The sequence below is a fragment of the Tamilnaduibacter salinus genome, from assembly GCF_003096655.1.
GTDB lineage: Bacteria > Pseudomonadota > Gammaproteobacteria > Pseudomonadales > Oleiphilaceae > Tamilnaduibacter > Tamilnaduibacter salinus.
This window is the reverse complement of sequence record NZ_QEKQ01000001.1, coordinates 131,794-153,233: the sequence shown is the minus strand read 5'-3', so window position 1 is coordinate 153,233 and position 21,440 is coordinate 131,794. Positions and strand designations below refer to the sequence as shown.

General features: G+C 62.6%; 21 protein-coding genes. 9 read left to right on the top strand and 12 right to left on the bottom strand.

Features of this window, described 5'->3' with window-relative positions:
• Positions 1-16: 16 nt before the first annotated feature.
• The 3 genes from C8D92_RS00740 to C8D92_RS00730 form a co-directional block, all read right to left on the bottom strand.
• Positions 17-2,197 carry an acetyl-CoA hydrolase/transferase C-terminal domain-containing protein gene (locus C8D92_RS00740; protein WP_116918181.1) on the bottom strand — a complete coding sequence of 727 codons (2,181 nt, stop codon included), beginning with the start codon at positions 2,195-2,197 and terminating at the stop codon, positions 17-19.
• A 90-nt stretch (positions 2,198-2,287) separates the two neighbouring features.
• Positions 2,288-2,605 carry a hypothetical protein gene (locus tag C8D92_RS00735; protein ID WP_116918180.1) on the bottom strand — a complete coding sequence of 106 codons (318 nt, stop codon included), beginning with the start codon at positions 2,603-2,605 and terminating at the stop codon, positions 2,288-2,290.
• A gap of 144 nt (positions 2,606-2,749) precedes the next feature.
• On the bottom strand, positions 2,750-3,787 hold the full coding sequence (locus C8D92_RS00730) for an NADP(H)-dependent aldo-keto reductase (RefSeq protein ID WP_095609764.1): 1,038 nt from the start codon (positions 3,785-3,787) through the stop codon (positions 2,750-2,752).
• Positions 3,788-3,923: 136 nt separating this feature from the next.
• On the opposite strand from C8D92_RS00730, the gene C8D92_RS00725 reads away from it, so the two are divergent.
• Together C8D92_RS00725 and C8D92_RS00720 are read left to right on the top strand one after the other, a co-directional pair.
• Positions 3,924-5,120, top strand: coding sequence for a glycosyltransferase family 4 protein (locus tag C8D92_RS00725; RefSeq protein ID WP_116918179.1), 1,197 nt, complete (start codon positions 3,924-3,926; stop codon positions 5,118-5,120).
• Positions 5,089-5,637, top strand: coding sequence for a phosphatase PAP2 family protein (locus C8D92_RS00720; protein WP_116918178.1), 549 nt, complete (start codon positions 5,089-5,091; stop codon positions 5,635-5,637). The genes C8D92_RS00725 and C8D92_RS00720 overlap by 32 nt, the downstream gene beginning before the upstream one ends.
• A gap of 157 nt (positions 5,638-5,794) precedes the next feature.
• Here the strand turns inward: C8D92_RS00720 and dinB are convergent, their stop codons facing one another.
• Complete coding sequence (gene dinB / locus C8D92_RS00715) at positions 5,795-6,877, bottom strand: DNA polymerase IV (RefSeq protein WP_116918177.1); 1,083 nt, start codon at positions 6,875-6,877, stop codon at positions 5,795-5,797.
• Positions 6,878-7,056: 179 nt separating this feature from the next.
• Between dinB and minC the strand changes: the two genes are divergently transcribed.
• The 3 genes from minC to minE are packed head-to-tail and all read left to right on the top strand — an operon-like array spanning position 7,057 to position 8,958.
• Positions 7,057-7,830, top strand: coding sequence for a septum site-determining protein MinC (gene minC, locus C8D92_RS00710; RefSeq protein ID WP_116918176.1), 774 nt, complete (start codon positions 7,057-7,059; stop codon positions 7,828-7,830).
• A 57-nt stretch (positions 7,831-7,887) separates the two neighbouring features.
• Complete coding sequence (gene minD, locus C8D92_RS00705) at positions 7,888-8,697, top strand: septum site-determining protein MinD (protein ID WP_116918175.1); 810 nt, start codon at positions 7,888-7,890, stop codon at positions 8,695-8,697.
• A gap of 6 nt (positions 8,698-8,703) precedes the next feature.
• On the top strand, positions 8,704-8,958 hold the full coding sequence (gene minE / locus C8D92_RS00700) for a cell division topological specificity factor MinE (protein ID WP_095609770.1): 255 nt from the start codon (positions 8,704-8,706) through the stop codon (positions 8,956-8,958).
• Positions 8,959-8,982: 24 nt separating this feature from the next.
• On the opposite strand, the gene C8D92_RS00695 is transcribed toward minE, so the two are convergent.
• Positions 8,983-9,978, bottom strand: a complete 996-nt coding sequence (locus C8D92_RS00695; protein ID WP_116918174.1) for a DUF2804 domain-containing protein — start codon at positions 9,976-9,978, stop codon at positions 8,983-8,985.
• Positions 9,979-10,112: 134 nt separating this feature from the next.
• Here C8D92_RS00695 and C8D92_RS00690 point away from each other — a divergent pair, with 134 nt between their 5' ends.
• The 3 genes from C8D92_RS00690 (at position 10,113) to C8D92_RS00680 (ending at position 12,808) form a co-directional block, all read left to right on the top strand.
• Entirely contained in the window at positions 10,113-10,820 is a 708-nt protein-coding gene (locus C8D92_RS00690; RefSeq protein WP_243402316.1) for an START domain-containing protein, read from the top strand.
• A 52-nt stretch (positions 10,821-10,872) separates the two neighbouring features.
• A complete protein-coding gene (locus C8D92_RS00685; protein ID WP_095609772.1) occupies positions 10,873-11,361 on the top strand; it encodes a CBS domain-containing protein in 489 nt (162 codons plus the stop codon).
• Between the two features lie 91 nt (positions 11,362-11,452).
• On the top strand, positions 11,453-12,808 hold the full coding sequence (locus tag C8D92_RS00680; RefSeq protein ID WP_095609773.1) for a PhoH family protein: 1,356 nt from the start codon (positions 11,453-11,455) through the stop codon (positions 12,806-12,808).
• A gap of 244 nt (positions 12,809-13,052) precedes the next feature.
• On the opposite strand, the gene C8D92_RS00675 is transcribed toward C8D92_RS00680, so the two are convergent.
• Genes C8D92_RS00675 through C8D92_RS00665 form a run of 3 tightly spaced genes read right to left on the bottom strand, consistent with a single transcriptional unit; the run spans position 13,053 to position 15,500 of the window.
• A complete protein-coding gene (locus tag C8D92_RS00675; RefSeq protein WP_095609774.1) occupies positions 13,053-14,117 on the bottom strand; it encodes a succinylglutamate desuccinylase/aspartoacylase family protein in 1,065 nt (354 codons plus the stop codon).
• A gap of 1 nt (position 14,118) precedes the next feature.
• A complete protein-coding gene (gene rimK / locus C8D92_RS00670) occupies positions 14,119-15,024 on the bottom strand; it encodes a 30S ribosomal protein S6--L-glutamate ligase (RefSeq protein WP_095609775.1) in 906 nt (301 codons plus the stop codon).
• The gene (locus C8D92_RS00665) at positions 15,021-15,500 is read right to left on the bottom strand and encodes an ATP-dependent zinc protease family protein (protein WP_095609842.1); all 480 of its coding nucleotides are present in this window, start codon (positions 15,498-15,500) and stop codon (positions 15,021-15,023) included. Before C8D92_RS00665 ends, rimK begins: the two co-directional genes overlap by 4 nt.
• A gap of 171 nt (positions 15,501-15,671) precedes the next feature.
• Between C8D92_RS00665 and phrB the strand changes: the two genes are divergently transcribed.
• Positions 15,672-17,069, top strand: coding sequence for a deoxyribodipyrimidine photo-lyase (phrB, locus tag C8D92_RS00660; RefSeq protein ID WP_116918172.1), 1,398 nt, complete (start codon positions 15,672-15,674; stop codon positions 17,067-17,069).
• 148 nt (positions 17,070-17,217) lie between these two features.
• Here phrB and C8D92_RS00655 read toward each other — a convergent pair whose 3' ends face one another.
• Genes C8D92_RS00655 through hemA form a run of 4 tightly spaced genes read right to left on the bottom strand, consistent with a single transcriptional unit; the run spans position 17,218 to position 21,268 of the window.
• Entirely contained in the window at positions 17,218-17,976 is a 759-nt protein-coding gene (locus C8D92_RS00655; RefSeq protein WP_116918171.1) for a HesA/MoeB/ThiF family protein, read from the bottom strand.
• Entirely contained in the window at positions 17,966-18,829 is an 864-nt protein-coding gene (gene prmC / locus C8D92_RS00650; protein ID WP_095609778.1) for a peptide chain release factor N(5)-glutamine methyltransferase, read from the bottom strand. The genes C8D92_RS00655 and prmC overlap by 11 nt, the downstream gene beginning before the upstream one ends.
• Positions 18,822-19,907, bottom strand: coding sequence for a peptide chain release factor 1 (prfA, locus tag C8D92_RS00645; RefSeq protein WP_095609779.1), 1,086 nt, complete (start codon positions 19,905-19,907; stop codon positions 18,822-18,824). Before prfA ends, prmC begins: the two co-directional genes overlap by 8 nt.
• The gene (gene hemA / locus C8D92_RS00640; RefSeq protein WP_095609780.1) at positions 19,904-21,268 is read right to left on the bottom strand and encodes a glutamyl-tRNA reductase; all 1,365 of its coding nucleotides are present in this window, start codon (positions 21,266-21,268) and stop codon (positions 19,904-19,906) included. The genes prfA and hemA overlap by 4 nt, the downstream gene beginning before the upstream one ends.
• Positions 21,269-21,440: the final 172 nt, after the last annotated feature.

Sequence of the window (21,440 nt, the reverse complement as noted above, 5' to 3'; positions counted from 1 at the left end):
TATGCAGTCCTCTCAATCAGGCTTGGTTTGATGTCACGCGTCGCAGTGCGTGCACCAGCAGCCGCTGGTCGATGCGGTCCCGGAACCGTTCCGGCTCATGCAACCCCATTCGCTCCAGCAGCGGGCGTTCGCCGTCCTCGAACGGCGCCTCGCGCAACGCCCGCCAGAGCGTTTTCATGCGTTGCCGGCGCGTACCTGTGACGGATTTCAGGTGACTCAGCGCGGTCATCAGCTGGCGCTCCTCGTCCGTGAAGGCACACCCGAACGGGAACGCCGGGAACCGGTCCGCTCCGGCGATGGCGACCGCTTCCCGGACCCGTTCCGGTGTATTCCGCTGCCACGCCTCCGGCAGGCGGAACGAGCGCGGAACCTTGCCCGCCTTCTGGGCCTGCCGGAGCAGTTCCGGCTGGAAACGCGCGTCGGCAATGCGGATCATCTCCAGATACACTTCGGAGTCTGGCCGACCACGCAGGTCCGCGATGCCATACTCGGTGATGACGATGTCACGCAGGTGGCGCGGTATGGTGCAGTGTCCGTAAGAGAACACAATGTTCGAAACGGTGTCGCCACCCGACACACGGGTGCTGCGCAGCGCCAGAATCGAACGGGCCCTGGGGAGCTCCTGCGCCATCGCGACGAAATTGTACTGACCGCCCACGCCGCTGACGACCCGGCCGTCCTCAAGCCCATCAGACACCACCGCGCCATCAAGGGTGGCCATCATGGCGGAATTGACGAACCGGCCCTCCCGGCGCTGGGCGGTCTTCAATGCCTGGTTGCCAAACCGGTGATCATAGAGATGGTTGATGAACCCGATGCTGGTCATGCACAGGCGCCGGGCTTGTTCATCGGATAATGACCGCAGCCGCTCATAGAATCGCTCCGGACCAATGTAGAACCCGCCGTGGAGCACCGTTCCGCCCTTCAGGCGGGTGCCCAGCGCCACCTGCTCGAACCGGGCGCGAGCCGTGTCGTCATCCAGATCCGGGCTGAGAGTATGATCCCCGACGCTGAGTCGGCCGCCCCGAAAGACCAGATCATCCCGAAGTACGCCGTACTGCTGAAGCCACTGGACATCCCGGGCACGCAATGGCGAGTGGATAAGCTCGGCTTCCCGCAGGGTATCGAGCGTTGCCAGCGACACGGTTCGATCCAGCCGCCCCTCGTTCAGCAGCGTCTGCAGCCGGGTATGCGGGTACACCTCCCGCGTCAGGATGCCGGCGTCTATCAGCTCCAGAAACCCGTCGACCAGCATCTCACTACAGCCGTAGAGCCCCTCCCGGAACGGCTCCGTACCGCCCCACTCGGTCACCACCGGAAAACGTCCTGCCACATCGAGCTTATTGAACACCGCCCGCCAGGCGGCATTCTGGGTGTGACGAAGAACGGTGCTGTAGACCAGCGCCGACCCCAGCGACCCGATACCCACCTGCAGCGTCCCGCCGTCCTGAATCAGAGCACTGGCATAGAAACCAATGAGGTGATCCGCGGCGCTGATCGGCTGCTCCGGGACTGGAAACAGCGGGTAATCATCCGAGGGCCGGTCGTAAAGCAGATCGAACAGATCAGACGCCACCCGGGCATCATTCCCCAGATAGGGCAGATTGCGGTTGGTCTCGCCGACCAGCATGACCGGCGCCCCGGCGTCCGCCCGTTCACGCAACACCGGCGCCAGATCGAGGCTCAGGTCCGGGTTGCAGCTAAGGCTGAGGACGTCATCGTCGTCAGGATGAGGCGCCACCATCTGACCGACCACATTGACGCCCATGGCGAGCAGATCCCGTACCGCATGAGTGTAGTTGGTACAGATATAGTGTTGCTGCTGATCCGGGTTATTGAGCTGGGAGCCGGCCTGAAAGAAAAACTCCGACACCCGGACATTGCGGGGCAACTGCTTGCCGCGGGCATCGCGAGCGTAGGCCAGTTCCGGAACCCCGTCATACACGCGTTCGGTGAACGGGCCCAGAAAGCGCTTCTCCAACGAGACACCGCCGGCCGGAACGAGAGTGGACAGGGCGGTGACGATATGCAGCTCCAGCGACGGGTCGCGGCAGGCACGCTGGTAGAGGGCATTTACCAGATGGACCGGCTTGCCCAGCCCCAATGGCAGCCCCAGCGTGATCTGGCGGCCGACCCGGGCGATGACGGCATCCACACAGGCCTCGGTATCCAACAATCGCTCTGGACGCTCCGACATACGACGGACTCCCGTTCCGTTCAAAACAGTCAGGGAGGGATTGTACGCCACAGGGACGGGCTGTGGGGTAATGGGGAGACATCCGTGCGATCAGAACTGCCACTTCAGGTTGAGGCAGGCACCCTCTTCAATCAACGCGACACCGTGCTTGGCCTCCATGGAGTCTGACGCGTAGCGCCGACCCTCCGTCACATCCTCCGAGAACTGCCAGGAGAGCAGCCGGGAACCGATCTCTGTGAGGGCATCGTCCCGGCCTGTGGGCGAAAAGTCTCCGGCCATCGCGTTCTGAAGCCTTTCCACGCTGGTCTCCTCGAGTTCCTGCAACGAGATCGGCTCCTCCGCCTTCGCCTTGACGGCAAAGGCGGCGGTGTTGACCAGCAGCATGATGAGGAACAGTCGCAGTATCATCGGGTCGCCCCGTCTGAGTGATTGTTAACGATGGTGAAATCTTATCCAATCACGAGCAGACAGGACGTGAACCGTTCGTCATTTGACGGCTCTTTGACGTTACCCAATGTTAAGAAACGTCAATAAACCGTTATCCACAGCCTTTCAGGGACAGGGGTACGTGTACTGCCGGTGAACCGCCTCGATACGCTCCAGCAGATCGTCCGGCAGTGTCAGGTCCATGGTGCCGATGTTCTCCCGGAGCTGCCCGAGGGTCGTCGCCCCAATGATGTTGCTGGTCAGGAACGGGCGGCTGTTGATATAGCTCAGAGCCATCTGCGCCAGAGACAGGCCGGCTTCCTGCGCCAGCTCCGCATAGGCCTCCGTCGCGGCGTAGCCCTGTTCCGTGGTGTATCGGGCGAAACGCTCAAACCGCGTCAACCGTGCGCCCTCCGGCTTGCGCCCGCCGACGTACTTGCCGCTCAGCATGCCAAATGCCAGGGGCGAGTACGCCAGCAACCCGACCTGCTCGCGATGCGCGATTTCCGCCAGCCCCGCCTCGAAGGACCGGTTCAGCAGATTGTAGGGATTCTGGATACTGGCAATGCGTGGCCAGCCATGCTTCTCGGAAAGGCGCAGGTACTCCATGGTGCCCCAGGGCGTCTCGTTGGAGATGCCGATATGGCGCACCTTGCCTTCCTCAACCAGCTCGGCGAGCGCCGCCAGGGTGTCCTCGATGGGCGTGATGTCACTGCGCTCGATCGGTTGGTAACCCAGCTTCCCGAAATAGTTCGCCGGGCGCTCAGGCCAGTGAACCTGGTACAGGTCCAGATAATCCGTCTGCAGGCGGGTCAGGCTGGCCTCGGCAGCCTCCCGGATGTGCTGGCGATTCAGGCGCGGACCACCCCGAAGGTACTTCAATCCATTCCCCGGCCCCGTCACCTTGGAGGCGATCACCAGATCGTCCCGGCGCCCACGCCGGGCGAGCCAGTTACCCAGATACCGTTCCGTCTCCCCCTGCGTCTCGGCACGCGGCGGAACCGGATACATCTCCGCCGCATCAATGAAATTGATGCCCTGCTCCATGGCGCAGTCGAGTTGCTCAAAGGCGTCGGCTTCCGTGTTCTGTTCGCCCCAGGTCATGGTCCCCAGACACAGGGCGCTGACGTCCAGTCCCGTCCGGCCCAGTTCGCGCTTGCGCATATCGTCCTCCAACGGATCGCCCACACAGGGTGAGCAGTCATGAAAATGTCACTCTCTCGTCGCCCGAGTGTCACAGGCGGGCGACAGACTGGCCACAGAATAACCAGTCACCGGTCAGCTCTACGGGGACCCTACTGTGCCAGCAACGTCGACACACATCGTCATCGTGACGGAAACCTTCCCGCCGGAAATCAACGGGGTGTCCCACACCCTGGGACGCCTCTGTGAGGGGCTCGGCGACCGGGGTCACCGCGTATCGGTCGTTCGGCCCCGGCAACGCAGCGAACCCCAAGATACCGATCAGGGAACGGTCGTGGCCAGAGGCGAAACGACGATCGTGACCGGGCTCCCCCTACCCGGCTATCCGGAGCTGCGCTTTGGCATGACGTCCTGGCGGCGACTGCGGCGGCTGTGGCGCCGCCAACGCCCCACCGCTATCTATGTCGCAACGGAAGGGCCTCTCGGACTCGCTGCCGTGCGAGCGGCCCGGGCACTGTCGATTCCGGTCTGCTCCGGTTTCCACACCAACTTTCACCAGTACACCCGTCACTACGGCGTCGCGTTTCTGGAGCGGGCAATCACCGCCTACATGCGCTGGTTCCACAACCGCACCCAGCGCACGCTGGTGCCAACCAGACGGACCCGCCAGGCCCTGGAGCAGATGGGCATTCACAACGCCCGGATCTGGAGTCGCGGTGTCGATTGCCAACGTTTCTCGCCGGCCTTCCGAGACGCCAGCCTCCGGGCCGAGTGGGGGCTGGCCGACCACGAAATCGCCGTGCTGTATGTCGGGCGGATTGCCGCTGAGAAAAACATCAACCTCGCCGCCAGTTGCTTTGAACGGCTTCGACGGCTCCACCCCTCAGCGCGGTTCATTCTGGTGGGCGACGGCCCCATGCGACGCAGCCTTGAGGAAAAACACCCCGACTACATCTTCTGTGGCATGCGCCGGGGCGAGGATCTGGCCCGCCATTACGCCTCCGGCGATCTGTTTCTGTTCCCGAGCCAGACCGAAACGTTTGGCAACGTCGTTACCGAGGCAATGGCCAGCTCCCTCGCCGTCGTGGCCTTTCAGGACGGCGCCGCCGGTGAACTGATCCACCCACAGACCAATGGCATGACCGTCCCCGTTGGTGACGACGACGGCTTCGTCAACGCGGCACTGCGGCTCACGGACCAACCGGCGTTCCGCAGGCATGTTCGGGAACGGGCCCGTCAGGACGCACTGGAGCTCGACTGGCCGAACCTCATCGCCCGGTTCGAGCGCTTGATACTGGAGACACCCCAGGAGGAGATCGGACATGCCCGCCGACAAAGTGTTCCACCTGTTTGATCGCGCCGACCAGCTCGAGCAGACGCTGTGCCAGCAGATGAACCGGACACTGCGCTTCCGGTTCGTGCTGCCGTTTTTCCGGGTTGTCAGCCGCCTTGGTGACGGCATCGCCTGGTACCTGCTGATCCTGGCACTTCCGATCATCAGCCCCGCGCACGGGGGCCCGATCGCCCTGGTCATGGCCTTCGCCGGATTGACCGGGACACTGGGCTATCGCTTCCTCAAGCAGCATCTGGTACGCGAAAGACCATTCATCAACAATCCGGTCATTCACTGCGGCACACCGCCACTCGATCGCTACAGCTTCCCCAGCGGCCACACACTGCACGCCACTGGCTTCACAACCATCCTGCTGATGACGCTACCAATGGTGGGTCTGACCGTGCTGCCCTTCGCGCTGTGCGTCGCCGCTTCGCGGGTCATTCTGGGGCTGCACTATCCGACCGATGTACTGGCCGGCGCGTTGCTGGGGGTGATTCTGGGGTTATCAGCCGTGACCCTGGCCGGTCTGGCGTGACGTCAGCCGAAAAGGATAAGTCGCCACAGAAAAACACGGAAAGACACGAAAGAGCGCCTCGGAGGCGCTCACGATGCGGCAGGCCACCCCGCTGCCGGAGGTCCGTGAATGACCCCGGGTGTTTCTTCCGTGTTTTTCTGTGTTTTTCCGTGGCTCATCAAAACAGACTCAACTGCTGACGCGGCGCGTGGTCTTCGCGGAACCGCACACCAAGGCCCAGCAATCTGACGGGCCGGGCGTCGTCCGGGTAGATGGCGTCCAGAAGTGGCCGAAAATCATCGCCCTCCGGGGCCTGCACGTCGGGCCGGACCCGTTCCAGCGTGTGGGTGGAAAAATCACTGTAGCGAATCTTGATGAAGAGTTTGTGGATGGGGCGTTCCCGGGGGCGCCGGGCAAGTCTGTTTCGCAGATCCTCCGCCAGTGTCGCCAGCATCGACTCACACGCCGGATAATCCGGCAGGTCCCGGTCAAAGGTACGCTCGACGCTGACGGACTTCGCCTGACGGGTCACCACCACCGGCCGATCATCGCGCCCATACGCCATCTCATGGAGCCGAATCCCCTGTTTACCAAAGGCGGCCACGAGGCGATCAGGCGCCACGGCCTGGAGATCGCCACAGGTACTCACGTTCATTTCTTTCAGTCGGCGTGCCGTGACCGGCCCGACACCGAACAGCCGATCCACGGACAGCGCCTGCACAAAAGCCGGCACATCGTCCGGCGTGACCACATGCAGCCCATCCGGCTTGTTCCAGTCGCTGGCCACCTTGGCAAGGAATTTGTTGGGCGCCACGCCGGCCGACACCGTGATCCCGATCTCCCGGCGTACCCGTTCGCGCAGGTATTCGGCCATCAGCGTCGCGCTGCCGTGGTGATCCGTCACATCGGTGACATCCAGAAAGGCCTCGTCCAGCGACAGCGGTTCCAGCCGGTCAGTCAGCTCCCGGAAGAGGGTCATCACCTGCTTCGAAACGGCTTTGTACCGCGGCATGTCGGTGGGCACCGTCACCAGATTTGGGCAGCGGCGCCGCGCCTCACTACCCGGCATGGCTGAGCGGATGCCATATTCCCGCGCCAGATAATTGCAGGTGGTGACCACGCCCCGACCGCCCGCACCGCCGACGGCCAGCGGCACCTGGCGCAGGGTCGGATCGTCACGCATTTCCACGGCTGCGTAAAAACAGTCGCAGTCGAGGTGGATAATCTTGCGGGGACGACCGCTGTCCTCACTCGTCCTCATGCCACTTACCTGTATATCGATACAGCACCATGCTAGCACAGGGCGGCGGTTGATGACTCAGGGCCTCATCGACCAATTCCGAACACATGGTAATCCACGACAGGGCCCGGTTACGTGCTACCATCGCGCGAACCGGGTCGCCCCGGGTTCCAGGAACCAATCATTGGAGACCACCGTACATGCCGGACGCGGATGCCCTGCAGACGATGCCCTGCTTTCAGCTCAAGGGCGCCAATGTACCCCTGACCGCCCTCGAACTGCGCTACTTCGAGGTGGAGGCATTCGAGGAAACCCTCCGCGACAAAATCCGCCAGGCGCCGGGATTTTTCCGGGACATCCCGCTCGTCGTGGACCTGTCACGGTACAAGGGACCGTCCAGTGAGCTGGATTTTTTCCAACTGATCGGCATCTGCCGCCGTCACAGCATGCACGTGGTTGCCGTCCGTGGAGGCGACGAGGATCAGCAGCGACTGGCGCGCAACGCCTCACTGGCGTTGTTGCCTGCATCCTCACGCCCGGAAAGTCCGGCCGGACCGGACCAGGAAACGGCCTCGCAGGACACCCCCTCACCGGAACCGACCGCCGAAGCGGCCCGTCCGGTGGAACAGGAACAGACCGTACCGGCCGAATCCCGGCTGATCACCCAGCCTGTGCGTTCCGGCCAGCAGATCTACGCACCGGATGGCGACCTGATCATTCTGGCGCCGGTCCAGGCCGGTGCCGAGGTACTGGCCGCCGGCAACATCCACGTCTACGGCCCCCTTCGCGGCCGGGCGCTGGCAGGGGTTCACGGACGGCACACCGCCCGGGTATTCTGCCAGTCTCTGGAAGCGGAGCTTGTCTCCATCGCCGGGCACTATAAAATCTCCGAAGATCTTCAGGAGAAAGGCTGGAAGGCGCCAGCACAGATACAACTCAAAGAAAACGTACTGGCGGTATCACCACTCGCGTAGTCGCAAAGGCCCGCAGACCGGGCCGCAACCAGAACCACAGCAAACAGGACTGCAACCTTGGCTAAGATCATCACCGTAACCTCAGGCAAAGGCGGCGTTGGCAAAACCACCACCAGCGCCTCCATCAGTACCGGGCTGGCCCGCCGCGGCCACAAGACCGTGGTCATCGACTTTGATGTGGGCCTGCGCAATCTCGACCTGATCATGAACTGCGAACGCCGGGTCGTGTACGACTTCGTCAACGTGATCCAGGGCGAAGCGACGCTGAACCAGGCGCTGATTCGGGATAAACGTGTCAACTCCCTCTACATCCTGCCGGCGTCCCAGACGCGCGAAAAGGAAGCGCTGACGTTTGAAGGCGTTGAGAAAGTCCTGAACGAACTGTCCGAGACGTTCGATTACATCGTCTGCGACTCGCCGGCCGGCATCGAGCACGGCGCCCTGATGGCACTCTACTTTGCGGATGCCGCCGTCGTGACCACCAACCCGGAAGTCTCCTCGGTGCGGGATTCCGACCGTATTCTGGGCATTCTGCAGAGCAAGTCGCGGCGCGCCGAGAAGGGGCTGGACCCGGTCGAGGAGTACCTGCTGCTGACCCGCTATAACCCCGATCGGGTCGAGCGTGGCGAGATGCTGTCCGTCGAGGATGTGTCGGACATTCTCGCGATTCCGCTGCTCGGCGTGATTCCCGAGTCCCAGATTGTCCTGAACGCCTCGAACCAGGGGCTGCCGGTCATTCTGGAGGACGAGAGCGATGCCGGACAGGCATACGACGATGCGGTGGCCCGCCTGGAGGGTGAGGAGCGCGAATTCCGTTTCCTCAAGGCGGACAAGAAGGGATTCCTGGCACGCGTTTTCGGGGGGTAAGGCGGCATGAGTTTTTTCGACTATTTCAAGAGCCGTAAGAAGAACACGTCCGCCAGTGTCGCCAAGGAGCGACTGCAGATCATCGTCGCCCACGAACGCGGCCAGCGCGAGCAACCGGACTATCTGCCCAAACTGCAGCAGGAACTGGTGGCCGTTATCCGCAAATACGTGGAAATCGAGGACGATCAGGTGCAGGTGGAGCTGGACCGTAACGATGAGTGCTCCGTGCTGGAACTGAACGTGACTCTGCCGGAACACTGACGGGCGGGTCATCCGGCCATTCCGTCACCAGCGGGCGAAATGGTCTTCCATGAGCCCGCGCTGATCGATGATGGACAGGACCCGCCCCTGTTCATCAGGCACCGTCCCCCGGAACGTCCCCGGAAACTGACGAAAATTGGACGCCAGCAGCCCCAGGTTCAACCTCTCCCTGCGAACACCCGCCGGCTCGAAAACCAGGTCGACCCGGCCGTCGTCCGTTGTTATCCGCCAGGGCGCACTGGTGTCATACCGGCGGAAGCGAAAGATCGCCGCCCCGAGCGGAAGGCACCGACCTCCAAGCCAAAGGGCATTTTCCGTAACGCCCGTCTCATTCACCCCGGCCGCCAGATTCAGCCCCAGCGACTGGCCATCCGCCGTTTCGCCGGCCAGACAGGCCCAGTTCCAGGCGGTTTCACGGCGCATGAAACCCGCACTCCAGTCGATGCTCCCCCGCATGGTGGCATCCAGAACCCGCTCGCGGCCACCCCACCGCAAACGGCCCGACACGGGCAGACCCGCCGATTTACGGGTATAGACCCAACCGGTGTAGCCCGCCTGGCTGCAGACACGCAGTGGTGCCTCGTCCGCCATCAGGCGCAGATCCAGGGCCAGGTCCGGCGCGTCCACCCTGACCTCACGAGCGGTCCCCTGACCCTGGATGGTCAGTGTTGAGTCGCCCCGACGGAAGGCGGTCGTCCCCGATTCCGGAAAGGGATCCGACCGGGTGCCTCCGGGTAGCGGCCGCATCCAGCTGCGCTCGCTCAACTCGCCTGACCGGAAGTCGAAGGTGTAGCAGAAGGCCGTGCTGACCAACTTCAGATCAACAATCGCCAGCCCCAACAACCAGTCCGGCCCCATCGCGCTGACGAACTGGAACTGATTGAAGCGCCAGCGCCGGGCGAGTCGACTGCGGGGTCGATCCATTGGCGTACGCAGGTCATAGTCCCGATAATTCAGCTCATCGACTGGCGCAACCAGTCGCCCCAGTCGGGGCTGGCCCCGTTCATCAATCAGCTTCATGTGCGTCCCTTTCGCGAGATTGCCGGCTGAGTAACAGTCCGGTCGTTATCAACATGATAGACTCCGGAGCCAAACGGCCCGTGACAGTTCCGGGCATGCTATCGCCAGTCACCCAAGGAAGAAAGGATGACGCCTTGAGATTCATCGTGTGTCTTCTCACCCTGCTCATGCCCGGCCTGGCCCTGGCCGGCCCGGCCCTGCCCCCGAAGGACGCGGACTGGGCCGTTCAACAGGACAGCGACGGCATCGTGGTTGAAACCGCCGATCTGCCGGGATCGGACTTCCAGGCCTTCCGGGCCTCCACGACGTTCGATGTCCCCGTCTCCCGGGTCATGGCGGTAATGGCTCACCCCCAATCCTGCATGAAGTGGGTACACAACTGCACGGCGGCCCGCAATCTGAGCGGCACCTTCCGGGATCGCTTTGCGTACTCGGTGAACGATATGCCCTGGCCCGTATCCGATCGGGATTACGTGCTGCATGTATTGACCCGGGGCGAGCCGGGCAGCGGCACGGTAGAAGTGCGGATGAGCGCCGTGAAGGGGCACCATCCGAAACAGGACGGCATGGTCCGGGTCACCAAGTCGGACACACTCTACCGCTTTACGCCGGTCGGAAACGGGCAGACCCGAATGACCTGGGTACAGCACACCGAGCCCAACGGCTCGATTCCCAGCTGGCTGGTGAACAGCCTGCTCGTGGACATTCCCTTCCAGTCCGTCAAGGCTTTGCGGGATGTCGTCCACGAACCGCGCTATGCCGGTCACCGGCTGGTTTTTCATAACGGCAAACTCACGAATGTGGTAAAACGTCCCGATGACTCGGGGGATGACGCCAGTTGATCGGACGTCTAACCTGAGAATCAGACCAGCGAGCAAACACAGGAACACACCCATGACCGTTCTCGCACGCGAGATCATGACGCCAAGCGTCAAGGCCGTTCCCCAGTCCTGGACCATGGACCGTTTCACCCGCTTTCTCACCGACAACGAGATTACCGGCAGCCCGGTCTGTGATGACGAAGGTCGCATTGTCGGTATCGCCACGCTCAAGGACGTGGCGGAATTCCGTTGGAATGCCTCTGAGGCGTCCGACTCCGAAGCCCGCCTGACTCCGGAGGAACAGCAGGAAGCGCGCCGGCTGAGGATGTTCATTTTCGAGGAGATGAGCCGTCTGCCGGTCGAAGTCCGGGACATCATGACGCCCATCGTTCTGTCGGTAACGGAAGACACGCCAGTCCGGGACATTGCCGCGCAGATGATGGAAGAACACCTGCACCGTATTTTTGTCACACGGGATGGCGAGGTGACTGGTATTATCACCACGTACGACATGCTCAAGCTGATTTCCGACAATGACCTGACGAGGCGCTGCGCCCAGTAGCGGACCACCCCGCCACTGCCGCGACGCCGCCATTCCTGTCCACCGGGAGGATGCCAGCACTATGGCCTCAGCACCGCACTCGCGGAAAATCATGTATGTCCTCGACACCAACGTCCTGATCCACGATCCCAACGCCCTTCTCAACTTTGAGGAACACGATGTCATCATCCCGATGACGGTCCTCGAGGAACTCGACAGCCTCAAATCCGGAAAACAGACCGTTGCCGCCGATTGCCGCCAGGCCATCCGGAACATCGATCGTCTGCTGGGGGACGCGAGCCCCCACGACATCGAAAAGGGGGTGCCGATCGTCCGGGCGGAGAAAGCTGAGCCGCTCGGGACGCTCTCGATCCTGATGAGCACAGAGCACAGCAGCACTCACGTGCTGCCCGAGCATCTCAACGACAACAAGATCATCAACACCCTGGCCGCCCTCCAGAGCCGGAGCCCGGACCGTGACCTGATTCTGGTCAGCAAGGACATCAACATGCGCCTCAAGGCGCGGGGCTTTGGCGTGGAGGCACAGGATTACCACAACGACCAGCTCATTGATGACATCGATCTGCTCCCGCAGGGCTATCAGGAGTTCGAGGGCTCTTTCTGGGACCGTATTCCAAAGGTGGAGACCGCCCAGCGGGACGGGGTGACCGAACACGTGCTGAGGCGCGAGGCGGGTCTGGAAAACCTCACGGTCAACGAGTTTGTGGTGGACGAGCAGGGCTTTATCGGTCGCGTCACCCAGAGTGATCGCGAGCGCATCGTTCTTGAGGACCTGTCCCAGGCCGGTATCACCGAGCGGGAAGTCTGGGGGCTGCAACCCCGGGATATCTACCAGGCGATGGCGCTGGACCTGCTGATGGATCCGGAGGTGCATCTGGTGAACCTGACCGGCTCGGCCGGCTCCGGCAAGACGATTCTCGCACTGGCCGCCTGCATTGAGCTGACCGTGGCGAGCCGCCAGTACAAGCGCATCATCGCGACCCGCTCAACCCAGGCCCTGGATGCCGACATCGGCTTCCTGCCCGGCACTGAGGCGGAGAAGATGGAACCCTGGCTCGGCGCCATCGTCGACAACCTGGAAGCATTGCACGAAGACGATGAGAACATGTCCGCCAGCGTGGACTACATCCTCAGCAAAGTGCCGCTGTACTTCAAATCCCTGAACTACATCCGCGGTCGCAGCTTCCAGCACAGTCTGATCATCATTGATGAATCGCAGAACCTGACGCCACACCAGCTCAAAACCATCATCACGCGGGCAGGCAACGGCTCCAAAGTCATCTGCCTGGGCAACCTCGCCCAGATCGATACCCCGTACCTGAGCGGCCTCAGTTCCGGCCTCACTTACATGACCGAACGCTTCCGAGGCTTCCGCCACGGCGGGCATATTCATCTGCAGGGTGTGCCGAGGTCGGTGCTGGCGGAGTTTGCGGAGGCGAATCTTTAAAGACGGCGTTCGCCACGGAAGAACACAGAAAGCACGGACAAAGAGAGTGGCAAGCTTAAAGCAACACGTTGCAAATCAAACATAAAAATGCGTCGGGCAAGCGCCTGTCAAAGGTCGCATTTCACCCGCCGGGTGATCGCCCACAACAAAAGCACTTGTAACTTGTCACTTGCGACTTTCCTGTTTCTAGCGTCCGAAGGGACGCGCCTTCCGTGATTTCCGTGTTCTTCCGTGGCTCACTCTCTCAATCCCGATTCTCATCCCACGGCTGGTCCGGCTGTACCGGGTCGTTGTTCTCCGTGTCCATGGACGAGCGGAAATCGTCGAGGGTTTTCTCGGCCTCGTCCAGTTCGTCGAAACGGGCAATGTGGTAGATGGCATCGCCTTCGTTCACCAGCGGCAGGTTGTTCATGCCGATCACGATGCCGGTGACGGTGGATTTGACCGGGGACTCGGTGGCGCCAAACGGGTCAGCGATGATGGCCAGCTTCTGGCCCTTGCGCACCCGCTGCCCCAGCCTGACCGACGGACGCATGATGCCGTCGATTTCGGCGCGAACCCAGACGGAGTTCCGGGCCGTCTCCGAGCGATTGGTCACCTTGATGCGGGACGCCTTGCGGGGCAGCATCTGGAGCTTGCGCATCACCCGGACGACGCCATGAACCCCGGAGGAAATCACGACATCATCGAACCTCAGTGCCTCGCCCCCTTCGAACGTAATGACCGGGACGCCCAGTGAGTCACCCAGTTCCCGCAACGATCCTTCCCTCAGACCCGAGTTGAGGATGACCGGCGCACCGAAGGCTTCGGCCAGCTCCAGTGAGGCCTGGTTGTCCAGCTCGGCACGAATCTGTGGGAGGTTGAAACGGTGGATCGCCCCGGTGTGCAGATCAATGACGTGCGTGACCTTCTGCATGATTTCGGTGCGGAACAGATAGGCGATACGCCCACCCAGAGAGCCGGTTTCCGACCCTGGAAAGCACCGGTTCAGGTCGCGCCGGTCCGGAAGATAGCGGGTTTTCTGAACAAACCCGAACACATTGACAATCGGCACCGCGATCAGTGTGCCCCGAAGGTGACGCAAGGCGCCGTAACGCAGGACCCGGCGAATCACCTCGACGCCGTTGATCTCGTCCCCGTGAATGGCCGCGCACACCAACAGCACCGGGCCCGAACGACGACCGTGTACCACCTCCACGGGAATGTGCAGCGGCGTGTGGGTATAGAGCTTGGCGACCGGGACCTCCACCGTCTTTCGGGTGCCGGCGGGAATCTCCTCTCCCGCAATTCGAAACGGTGCCCGCGCCATCTCAGCCTCTCCCCTTGGTGCGGGTCTTCCAGGGCTTCTGGTTTTTCTCCGTCCAGTTGATGATCATGCCGGCCACGTTCTTCCCGGTGGCGGTTTCAATGCCCTGCAGACCGGGAGAGGAATTCACTTCCATGACCAGCGGCCCCCGACCGGAACGCAGCAGGTCCACGCCGGCGATGTTCAGCCCCATGGCCTTAGCCGCCTGCACCGCGGTACGGCGCTCCTCCGGGGTAATACGGACCAGCGAAGCGCTGCCTCCGCGGTGCAGATTGGAGCGGAATTCCCCTTCGACCGCCTGACGCTTCATCGCCGCGATCACTTTGTCTCCGATGACAAAACAGCGGATGTCGGCGCCACCGGCTTCTTTCACATACTCCTGAACGAGGATGTCCGCCTTGAGCCCCATGAACGCCTCAATCACACTTTCGGCCGCCTTCCTGGTCTCCGCCAGCACGACGCCGATACCCTGGGTACCCTGCAGCAGCTTGATCACTACGGGCGAACCGCCCACCATCTTGATGAGCTCCGGCACATCGTCCGGCTTGTTGGCAAAACCGGTCACCGGCATGCCCACACCCTTGCGGGCCAGTAGCTGGAGCGAGCGCAGCTTGTCGCGGGACCGGCTGATGGCCACCGATTCGTTGACCGGGAACACCCCCATCATCTCAAACTGGCGCAGCACCGCTGAGCCGTAGAAGGTGACCGAGGCGCCGATCCGCGGGATCACGACGTCGTAGCCGTCCAGCACTTCTTCCCGGTAGTGGATCTCCGGCTTGGCCGAGGTGATGTTCATATAGCAGTGCAGGCAGTCAATCACCCGGGCCTCGTGACCGCGGTTCAGACATTCCTCCACCAGTCGCCGAGTGGAGTACAGCGACTTGTTACGTGACAGCACAGCAATTTTCATAGTGAACTCCCGCTCACCGGTTCTCCGGCCAGAAATGAATACTCGGGGTGAACGAACCCGCGACCTTTCAGGGCGGTTCGTCCCAGCAGCATGCGAAACCGCATGGAATCACGATTGGTCAGGGTCATTTCAATAGGCCACCGATGATCACTGACCAACACCGTGGTTTCAATGACAAGGCGCTCTTCCTGATGCCCGCCGGAGTCGGTCACCATCCGCTCATCCAGAACCTTTGCATCGCATTCGATAACCGTCTCAAGATCGTACTGCTCGGGATGAACGCGGAATCGGACCCGGCGCTCGCCGCCCCGGTCGTACGTCTCCATCTCAAAGGTGTGGAGGCAGGAGGTGCGGGCCCCCGTATCCACTTTTGCCTTGATCCGGCGGATGCCGAGATCCGGCAGCCCGACCCATTCACGCCAGCCAAGTCGTACCAGACCATCGTCGTCCCGTTGGTCCGAATCTGTTACCGTCATGCTGTCATCCCGTTCTGTGCGGCCTTTGGGAAAAGCCGAAACCACCGGATTTTCCCGAATGTCCGCCCCAATATAATCCAATGTCCTGTTTTCCGCGAACAATCCTCCTGGTGACCGGTACCATATCGTCGTTACACCACCTACTCATCAGAGAGCCAAAAGGCAGGGTTCATGACGTCACTCGTCTGGTTTCGAAACGATCTCCGCGTCGCGGACAATCCGGCGCTCACGGCCGCCTGCCACGATGGCGGGCCGGTCCGGGCATGCTTCTTTATAACGCCAGACCAGTGGCAGGCCCATGACTGGTCCCCCGCCCGTGTCCAGTTGATCCACCGGCACCTGGCAACCCTGACGTCGGCCCTGGCGGAGCGGGGCATCCCGATGGACATCCGCACCGTCCACACGTTCAGTAACAGCGTTGAGGCGCTAGGCGAGCTGTGCCGCCAGCACGGGGTTTCACGAGTGCATTTCAATGAAGAATATGCCGTGAACGAGCGCCGACGGGACCGGGCAACCCGGGACCAACTGGCTGAGCACGGCGTCACGGTACTGAAGTACCGTGACCAGACCGTGGCGCCCGTGGGGTCAGTCAAGACCCAGCAGGGCGACCCATATACCGTTTTCACCCCGTTTTCGAAACGCTGGCGCGCCTGGACCGAGCAGAATGACTGCCAGCCACTACCAGCCCCGGGGCCGGTGGGCGAGCCCGTGTCGCCTGCGGCCATTCCGGCGGTGCCGGAGGACTTCGCCCGCGACGTGCCGCCGCTGGTCGATACCGGTGAAGAGGCCGCCCATCGTGCGTTGACAGGGTTCCTGAAGGATGGCGGTGACCGCTATAAAGAGGAGCGCGACTTCCCCGCGAAACCGGCGACCAGCCTGCTGTCGCCCTATCTCGCCAGCGGTATTCTCTCGGGGCGTCAGTGTCTGCAGGCCGCACGGACTGCCATGATGGACCGCCCCGGTTCGGAAGGCATCCAGACCTGGATCAACGAGATCGCCTGGCGTGACTTCTATATCCATATCCTCTACCACTTTCCCAGGGTCAGCCGGCATCAGGCGTTCAAACCGGACACCGAAGCGCTCTCCTGGCATCCAGCGGGCCCGCTCTTCGAGGCCTGGAAGGCCGGCAAGACGGGCATCCCGATCGTTGACGCGGCCATGCGACAACTCCGGGAAACCGGCTGGATGCACAATCGGCTGCGGATGGTGACGGCCATGTTCCTGACCAAGAATCTGTTCATCGACTGGCGCGAAGGCGAGGCCTGGTTCATGCAGAACCTGGCGGACGGCTATCTGCCCTCCAACAATGGCGGCTGGCAGTGGAGTGCCTCCACCGGCACCGATGCCGCGCCCTACTTCCGGGTGTTCAATCCGGTCACCCAGAGCCAGCGGTTCGACCCGGATGGCACGTTCATTCGCTACTGGGTCCCGGAACTGAGAGATATGGACAGCAAACGCATTCATCAGCCCGGCGACGGCCGCCCGGTGCGCTATCCGGCACCCGTAGTGGACCTTAAAACAAGCCGCAAGGCAGCGATTGAAGCTTTTCAGGCATTGAAGAAGGATTGAGAGGAACTCACTAAGGCGAACGATCCCCCCATGTAGCCGATGTCTCCGACTTCGGCGTCGCCCGCAGGGCGACCGACACCTGTTTTCAAACAAGTAGCTGGGACCGGCTACATTGGCATAAATGTGTGCCCTGAAATGTCGGCGATAGTCACTGCTGCTCAACAGCGCCACAAACGGGACATTCGGGGTCGGGCCCCAGTTTCATCTCGCGCCACTCCATCCGCCAGGCATCGAGCAGCAACAGGCGACCGGTCAGGCTCTGGCCGAGCCCGGCCAAAACCTTGATGGCTTCCATGGCCTGGCAGGCACCAATCATCCCAACGAGGGGGCCGATGACACCGGATTCGGAACAGCGCAGGTCTTCCCCGCCACCGTCCGGGTACAGGCACTGGTAACAGGGCGACTCTGGCCGGTGCCTCTGAAAGACCGATACCTGCCCCTCGCCCCGAACGGCCGCGCCGGAAACCAGCGGCACACCAGCCCGGACACAGGCACGATTGATGGCGAAGCGGGTGTCAAAGTTGTCGGTGCAGTCCAGAACCAGCGTGCTGTCGGCCACCGCCTCATCCAGCACCTCGCCGGACAGCCGCCCGGTGAGCGGCCGGGCGTCGATCCCGGGATTCAGGGCCGTCAGGCGTTCGGCCAGCGCTTGCGCCTTGGGCCGGTCACGATCGGTGTCCGTAAAGGCGATCTGACGTTGCAGATTGGCCAGTTCCACCTGATCATCGTCCGCCAGTACCAAGGTTCCAACACCGGCGCCGGCCAGATAGAGCGCCGCCGGGCACCCGAGGCCTCCACAACCGACCACCAGAACACGGCTCGCTCTGAGCGCCTGTTGCCCATCAATCTCGAATCCCGGCAGCAGCAGCTGCCGACTGTAGCGCATCAGTTCGTCGTCACTCAGCATAGCCTGACTCCATCACCCTCCAGCAGCCCCGTGTGACCCGCTCCTGGTCGCCATAATCACGGTGTGTCGCCACATCCGCAAACCCACGCTCGCGGAACAGAGCCCGAACGGCCTGCCCCTGATCGTAGCCATGCTCCAGGGCCAACCAGCCACTCGGACCGAGCCAGTCGGGCGCTTCCCGGAGAATATGGCGGATGGCATCGAGACCGTCCTCGCCACTCACCAGCGCCGAAACCGGCTCCCAGCGGACATCGCCCTGCGCCAGATGAGGATCGCCGGAACGGATGTAGGGCGGGTTGCTCACGATCAGGTCGAAAGGTTGCACCGGCAGATGATGGAACCAGTCGCTGAACTGGACGGAGACGCCGAGTCCGCAGGCCTGAGCGTTGCGTTGCGCCAGATCAACGGCCCCCCGGTGGCTGTCACAGGCCGTGACCTGCCAGTCGCCTCGTTCCGAAGCAAGCGCCAGGGCAATCGCCCCGGTGCCCGTCCCCAGATCCAGGACCTGAGCGTTCGCCGGCAGCGGCAGTGTCAGAGCCACTTCGATCAGGGTTTCCGTGTCGGGACGGGGGATCAGCGTGTCAGTCGACACGGCCAGATCCAGACTCCAGAACCCCTGACTTCCCGTCAGGTGGGCAACCGGTTCGCCAGCGGCGCGACGTTCGACGAGGGATTGGAAACGGGTATCCTCGTCATCGGTCAGCACCTTGTCGGGCCAGGTCCGGAACCAGGTGGGACCACGGTCGATCACGTGCTCCAGAAGCCGCTCGGCATCAACCCGGGGAGACTCACTGGCGATACAGGCCACCGCCTGGGACAACGCCAACTCAATGGTCCGGGGCCGGTTACTCATCGCCCATGCTGGCCAGCAATTCGGCCTGGCGCTCCTGTTGCAGTGGACCGATGACGGGCGACAGGTCACCACTGATGACTTCATCCAGTTTGTAAAGCGTCAGGTTGATCCGGTGATCGGTGATACGACCCTGCGGAAAGTTGTAGGTGCGGATGCGCTCGGAGCGGTCGCCACTGCCCACCTGACTGCGGCGCTCCGCCGCTTCCGAAGCCTGCTGACGCTCACGCTCGGCATCCTGAATCCGGGCCTGGAGCAGGCTCATCGCACGGGCCCGGTTCTTGTGCTGGGACCGCTCTTCCTGGCACTCGACGACCATCCCGGTGGGCAGGTGGGTAATCCGGATCGCCGAGTCGGTCGTGTTGACATGCTGACCGCCGGCACCGGAGGCGCGGAAGGTGTCGACGCGCAGGTCGTTCTTGTCCACTTCAATAGCATCCGTTTCATCGGCCTCCGGCAGCACGGCAACGGTACAGGCGGAGGTGTGGATCCGGCCCTGGGACTCGGTCGCCGGGACGCGCTGGACGCGATGGGCGCCGGACTCGAATTTCAACTCACCGTACACGTTGTCACCGGAGACCCGGCTGATGATTTCCTTGTAACCACCCTGCTCCCCAAGACTTTCGCTCAACACCTCAATCCGCCAACCCCGCTGCTCGCCGTAACGGCTGTACATCCGGAAAAGATCGCCGGCAAACAGGGCGGCCTCATCACCGCCGGTGCCCGCACGGATCTCCAGGAACGCGCTTTTGCCATCGTCCGGGTCGCGGGGCATCATCAGTCGCTGAAGTTCTTCGTCCAACGCGCTCTGTCGCTCGCCGGCTTCGGCCAGTTCCTGTTCCGCCATGTCGCGCATGTCCGCATCACTGTCGCGGACCAGCTCCTGCGCTTCGTCGATATCCGCACAGACAGCACGGTAGCGGTCGTAGCACTGCACGATGGGTTCTATTTCAGCGAATTCCTTGGAGAGGGCGCGGAACTGCGCCTGGTCATTGATGATCTCCGGCTGGCTGAGCAGGCCACTCACTTCCTCGAAGCGCTCTCTCAGTTTGTCCAGTCGGTTCTCAATCGATGCTTTCATTCGGATCCTGCGTTGTCATGGGAATGCGAGGGACGTTTGGCTCCCTGCCCGGCGCTGCCTGGCGAGGGATCGGTCGAGACGTCCGGGGGATCGGCCGGCTCTTCGCTCCGGTCCTCAAGGCTGAATAGTTCCCGCAGCCAATCGGTGACTTCGGTACGCCCGTCCGCCGTCGCCCGGCGCACCTGCGCGGTGGGTTCATGCAGCAGCTTGTTGGTCACGCCACGCGCAAGACTGCGCAGCAGTGTCTCCGGATCGCCGCCATTGTGCAGTGCCTTGATGGCTCTGGCCACTTCCCGGTCCCGGAGCTGTTCGGCCTCCTGGCGGAACTGCTTCAGGGTCGCCACGGCATCCAGCGCCCGAAGCTGGTAGAGAAATTCCTCGGCGCCATCCTCAATCAGGCGCTCCGCTTCCTGTGCCGCTCCCTTTCGGGACCGGACGTTCTCTTCCACGACCTGACGCAGGTCATCGACGGTGTACAGGTAAACGTCATCCAATTGCGAGACTTCCGGTTCAATGTCACGGGGCACGGCCAGGTCGACCATGAAGTAAGGCCGGTGCTTACGGCTTTTCAGGGCCCGCTCCACGGCCCCCTTACCCAGCACCGGCAACTGACTGGCCGTGGACGCGATAACAATGTCGACGCTGGGGAGGTACGCCGGGATGTCGGAGAGCAGGATGCCGCGCCCACCGTGGCGCTCCGCCACTTCCTCGGCTCGCTCCAGAGTCCGGTTGGCGACGATCAGCTCCGGAGCTCCCGCCTGGCGCAGGTGTTGGGCCAGAAGATCCACCGTTCGCCCCGCCCCGATCAGCAACGCCGGGTTCCGGCGCAGGTTCGGGAAGATGTGTCGCGCCATGCTGACCGCCGCATAGGCAACCGAGACCGGGTTCTCACCGATGCTTGTATCCGTCCGCACCCGCTTGGCCACCGAGAAACTGTGCTCAAAAAGCCGGGACAGGGTCGGCCCTGTCGCGTCATGCTTCTGTGCGGTCGCATAGGCATCCTTGAGCTGACCGAAAATCTGGGGCTCGCCCATGACCATCGAATCCAGACCACAGGCCACACGCATTAGGTGACGGACCGTGTCCTCATCCCGATGCTGGTAGAACGCGTCTTCCAGGTCCGATGTTGCCATGCCGTGGTAATCTGCCAGCCAGTCCAGCACTGCCGGGGCCTGACTCGGCGGCGCACTGAGGTACAACTCGGTCCGGTTACAGGTGGACAGAATGGCCGCTTCATCCACCTCGGCAAAGCTGCGGAGCCCTTCAAACGCAACCGGAAGCTGTTCCGGCGTGAAGGCAACGCGCTCGCGCAATGCCAGCGGTGCGGTTCTGTGATTGATACCAAGCGTCAGTAGTGCCATTCGAACTCTGCGGAGATCCTACGCGTAGCCCTCCATTTTAGCGGCCCTGGGACCCCGGTGCTACCCGCACCGGTCCGTGAAACCCCGCACCCGGACGGCCCCAGTTGGGCAAGGGAATGGCGTTGTGCCATGATAGGACTCCGCCGATTCAGCACTTTGACCGGAACCACCT

Coding starts and splice junctions, on each gene's coding strand:
- C8D92_RS00740 (WP_116918181.1), bottom strand. CDS start 2,197: ATGTCGGAGCGTCCAGAGCGATTGTTGGATACCGAGGCCTGTGTGGAT.
- C8D92_RS00735 (WP_116918180.1), bottom strand. CDS start 2,605: ATGATACTGCGACTGTTCCTCATCATGCTGCTGGTCAACACCGCCGCC.
- C8D92_RS00730 (WP_095609764.1), bottom strand. CDS start 3,787: ATGCGCAAGCGCGAACTGGGCCGGACGGGACTGGACGTCAGCGCCCTG.
- C8D92_RS00720 (WP_116918178.1), top strand. CDS start 5,089: ATGCCCGCCGACAAAGTGTTCCACCTGTTTGATCGCGCCGACCAGCTC.
- dinB (WP_116918177.1), bottom strand. CDS start 6,877: ATGAGGACGAGTGAGGACAGCGGTCGTCCCCGCAAGATTATCCACCTC.
- minC (WP_116918176.1), top strand. CDS start 7,057: ATGCCGGACGCGGATGCCCTGCAGACGATGCCCTGCTTTCAGCTCAAG.
- minE (WP_095609770.1), top strand. CDS start 8,704: ATGAGTTTTTTCGACTATTTCAAGAGCCGTAAGAAGAACACGTCCGCC.
- C8D92_RS00695 (WP_116918174.1), bottom strand. CDS start 9,978: ATGAAGCTGATTGATGAACGGGGCCAGCCCCGACTGGGGCGACTGGTT.
- C8D92_RS00685 (WP_095609772.1), top strand. CDS start 10,873: ATGACCGTTCTCGCACGCGAGATCATGACGCCAAGCGTCAAGGCCGTT.
- C8D92_RS00680 (WP_095609773.1), top strand. CDS start 11,453: ATGTATGTCCTCGACACCAACGTCCTGATCCACGATCCCAACGCCCTT.
- C8D92_RS00675 (WP_095609774.1), bottom strand. CDS start 14,117: ATGGCGCGGGCACCGTTTCGAATTGCGGGAGAGGAGATTCCCGCCGGC.
- rimK (WP_095609775.1), bottom strand. CDS start 15,024: ATGAAAATTGCTGTGCTGTCACGTAACAAGTCGCTGTACTCCACTCGG.
- C8D92_RS00665 (WP_095609842.1), bottom strand. CDS start 15,500: ATGACGGTAACAGATTCGGACCAACGGGACGACGATGGTCTGGTACGA.
- phrB (WP_116918172.1), top strand. CDS start 15,672: ATGACGTCACTCGTCTGGTTTCGAAACGATCTCCGCGTCGCGGACAAT.
- C8D92_RS00655 (WP_116918171.1), bottom strand. CDS start 17,976: ATGCTGAGTGACGACGAACTGATGCGCTACAGTCGGCAGCTGCTGCTG.
- prmC (WP_095609778.1), bottom strand. CDS start 18,829: ATGAGTAACCGGCCCCGGACCATTGAGTTGGCGTTGTCCCAGGCGGTG.
- prfA (WP_095609779.1), bottom strand. CDS start 19,907: ATGAAAGCATCGATTGAGAACCGACTGGACAAACTGAGAGAGCGCTTC.
- hemA (WP_095609780.1), bottom strand. CDS start 21,268: ATGGCACTACTGACGCTTGGTATCAATCACAGAACCGCACCGCTGGCA.